Genomic DNA, 3,678 nt, shown 5'->3' on the forward strand with positions numbered 1-3,678 from the left:
TCGGGCTGGCTGTTCCTTGGTAACCCGCACCCCAGCCCAGGCCAAAACACCCCATCTACGACATAGGGTCGTAGCGATCTCCCTCGCGGATCGGGCCTTGACACCTCCGTCCAGGCACTTCAAAAACGGACAAACCACGTCGAAAGAATCTGTTTAACCCCATGTGGGGACCGGTCGGATCCGACCGGAATGCCGGTCGAGCCCCGGTCCGGGCCCCCTCGGGACCAAAGTCCCGCCCGGATCGCCCCAAACCTCCCGATCAAGGACGAAAGAGCACCACTATTCCGGCTAGTACCCCCGAAAAGGCCTGTGCGCCATGTCACCGGCGCACCCCTCTCATTGCGACCTGGGTCACGCAACCGGGAGGGTCCGGAACCCGTCCGGCGCTACGCTGATCATTCGCGCCGCACGCTCCGGGGGGACACGTGGATCCAGCACTCATCGGCACCCGACTGGCCTCGGCGGCGATCGGCCCGCTGCTCAAGAAACTCCTGGTCCAGGACGCGCCGGGGGCCGGCCTCGCCGGCAAGACCCCGGTACGTCTCTCCCGCCTCGTCTCCTTCCGCGGCGAGAAACGCACGCTGACGGAGGCGGACGTCCGCAGGCTCGCCGACGCGCTGGTCCGCGGGGCCGTCTCCGGCTCCGGCGAGCCCCCGTTCCCGGCGGACGAGACGGAGGCGGTGACGGACGCGCTGGCGCGGAGGCTCGTCGCCCTGGGCGACCTCGACATGGACGACGTCCAGGCGGTCCGGCTGGGCCACCGGGAGCTCGCGCGACGCCTGAAGGAGGCGGCGGGGCCCGCCCCGGCCGGTCTGTCGACGGACTCGACGTACGTCCTGGACACGCTCACGGAGTGGGCCTGCCGGCACATCCTGGACTTCTTCACCCAGCGCTCCACGTTCGTGGCCCGCACGCTGGTGGAGCAGTCGCGTGGCCAGAACGAGGTGAACGCCAAGGTCGACGAGCTGATCCGCCGGGTTCCGAGGCCGGACGGCCGGGACGTGGAGTTCGAGCGCCGGTACCTGGCGCACCTGGCGAAGAAGCACGGCAACCTGACGATCTACGGCATCGACCTGCACAACTCGCGGGAGCGGTGGCCTCTGGACGTGGCATATCTGTCGCTGGAGGCGACGGGGAGAGTCAGGGGGGACAGCATTGTGGCCCCGCCAGGCACCGCGCAGGCCGTCGTACAAGCCGTACTCGACGCCGCTCAGGGCGCAAGCGGTGAGGCAACGGTTGCCGGTGTCGAACCTGACGATGCTGAGGCCCATCGCCTGCCGGCCTTTGCGGAAGACCCCGAACCGTTCTTCGCGGCCGCCAAACGTGCAGCGCTCAAGATGATTGCCGAGTACCCCACCCGCGCCGACCTCGCCCTCGCCCGCCACGACAAGGTCCTCCTCCGTGGCCTCGCCGGGTCCGGGAAGACCACGCTCGTGCAGTGGCTGGCCGTCTCCGCCGCGCGGGAGGACCTGCCCGACGACATGGCGTACCTGCGGGACCGCATCCCCTTCGTCCTCCCGCTCCGGACCCTCACCCGGCACGGCGAGCGGCTGCCGGTGCCCGACCGGTTCCTGGAGGCCGTCGGGTGTCCGCTCTCCCCGCCCGAGGGCTGGGCGGACCGGGTGCTCACGGCCGGACGCGGACTGATCCTCGTCGACGGGATAGACGAGATCCCCGAGGCCGAGCGCGACCGGGCCCGCCGCTGGCTGCGGGACCTCCTCGACACCTACGACGCCGACAACCGCTGGCTGGTCACCTCGCGCCCCACCGCCGTACGCGACGACTGGCTCGCCGAGGACGGCTTCGCCGAACTCACCCTCTCCCCCATGTCGACCGCCGAGGTCGCCACCTTCGTGCAGCGCTGGCACCGAGCGGCCGGGCCAGAGGCGCAGCCGTACGAGCGGCCCCTCCTCGACGCCCTCCGCACCACCCCCGACGTCGCGGCGCTCGCCACCAACCCCCTCATGTGCGGCCTGATCTGCGCCCTGCACCGCGACCGCCGCGGTTTCCTGCCGCACGGCCGCAAGGCGCTGTACGAGGCCGCGCTGTCGATGCTGCTCCTGCGCCGCGACCGCGAGCGGGACATGGGGACGCCGTACGGGATCGAGCTCGGCGAGGCCGCGCAGATCCAGCTGATCCAGCGCCTCGCGTACTGGCTCACGCTGAACGGCCGGACACAGATGGACCGTTCCCACGCGGAGTCCGTCGTACGGTCCGCCGTCCCCGCGATCCCCGAGGCGGCGGCGCACGGCGACCCCGGCGCGGTCTTCACCCTCCTCCTGCACCGCAGCGGACTGCTCCGCGAACCCACCCCGGACACGGTCGACTTCGTCCACCGCACGTTCCAGGACTACCTGGCCGCGAAGGCGCTGGTCGACCAGTGGGACATCGGCGTCCTCGTCGGCCACGCCGGCGACGACCAGTGGGAGGACGTCATCCGCATGGCGGTCGCCCACGCGCGCCCGCGCGAGTGCGCGGAGATCTTCGGGGAGCTGCTGAAGGCGGCGGACGCGGCGGAGGACCGCCGTACGCAGCTCCGCATCGTGGTCGTTGCGGCGACGGCACTCGACCACGCGATCGAGGTCGCCCCGGAGATCCGGGAGCGGATCCTGGCGCGGACGGCCGAGGCGATCCCGCCGCGCAGCGCGGAGGAGGCGCGAGTGCTGGCGTCGGTCGGGACGGCGGTACTGGACCTGCTGCCGGGGCCGGAGGGCCTCGACACCGCGGCCGCGATGGGGTCGGTGATCACCGCCACCCACCTGCCCGGTGACGCGGCGCTGGCCTACCTCGGCCGGTTCGCCGACCATCCCAGCCTGGGGGTTCGCTCCCAGTTGATGTGGGGGTGGTCGAGGTTCGAGACGGTCCCGTACGCCAAGGAGATCATCGCCCGGCTCGACCCGCGGCACCTCCACTTCACCGTCCAGTCCGACGAGCAGGCGCGTGAACTGGCCCGGCTGCGGGTCCTCCCCGAGGTCCTCGACATCCGTTCCGGCGTCTCCGAGCACGGAATGACGGCGCTGCGCGAGCAGCTCGGCTCTGTGTCGTTCCTGCAGGCGCAGGAACGGGGCAGTTGGTCCCTGGACGTCTTCCCCGCCGAGAACGAGCTGACCGACCTCACCCTGTTCCACCGCCCGCCCGGCGGGTTCGAGGCACTGCCCCGGCTCCGTCGTCTCGCCGGTCTTCACCTCGTGCAGATCCAGGATCTGACCGAAGCGGACTGGCGTGCCCTGGCCGATCTCGAGAGCCTCGAATCCCTCGCCCTCGTCGAGCCCGCCATGCACAGCCTTCCTGACGGGCTCCGGCTGCCGAGCATCCGTCAGCTGGAAGTGATCGCCTCCGGGTACGTCCTTCCTCTCGACCAAATCGCCCGCGTCTTCCAGGGCCTTCGCGAGCTGACCTGCTTCGGGGTCAACGCGACCGTCGACCTCTCGCCCCTGGCTCCCCTGCCCGAGCTGGTGCGCATCGTCACCACCCTCGACGCCACGGGCGCCGAACACCTCCCGCCCACCGTCCAGATCGTCACCCAAGGATCACGAGCATGACCGACATCGAACTCGCCGACGCCATCGAGTCCGTACGCGACCAGCTCGTCGAGGCCGCCTCGCGCGCCACCGGGCGGCCCGTCGCCTTCGAAGTGGGCGACATCGAGATGGAGTTCACGATCGAGCTGCGCAAGGA

Annotated in this window: 2 protein-coding genes; both read left to right on the forward strand. The window is 70.8% G+C overall.

From position 1 onward, the window contains the following. Positions 1–425: 425 nt before the first annotated feature. On the forward strand, positions 426–3,542 hold the full coding sequence (locus VIU94_RS11675; RefSeq protein WP_331910408.1) for an NACHT domain-containing protein: 3,117 nt from the start codon (positions 426–428) through the stop codon (positions 3,540–3,542). Continuing rightward, positions 3,539–3,678 (forward strand): trypco2 family protein (locus tag VIU94_RS11680; protein WP_331910410.1); only part of this gene is annotated, 140 nt, incomplete at its 3' end. The genes VIU94_RS11675 and VIU94_RS11680, both read left to right, overlap by 4 nt.

The sequence above is a fragment of the Streptomyces sp. genome, assembly GCF_036566765.1.
In the GTDB taxonomy this organism is placed as follows: Bacteria; Actinomycetota; Actinomycetes; order Streptomycetales; family Streptomycetaceae; genus Streptomyces.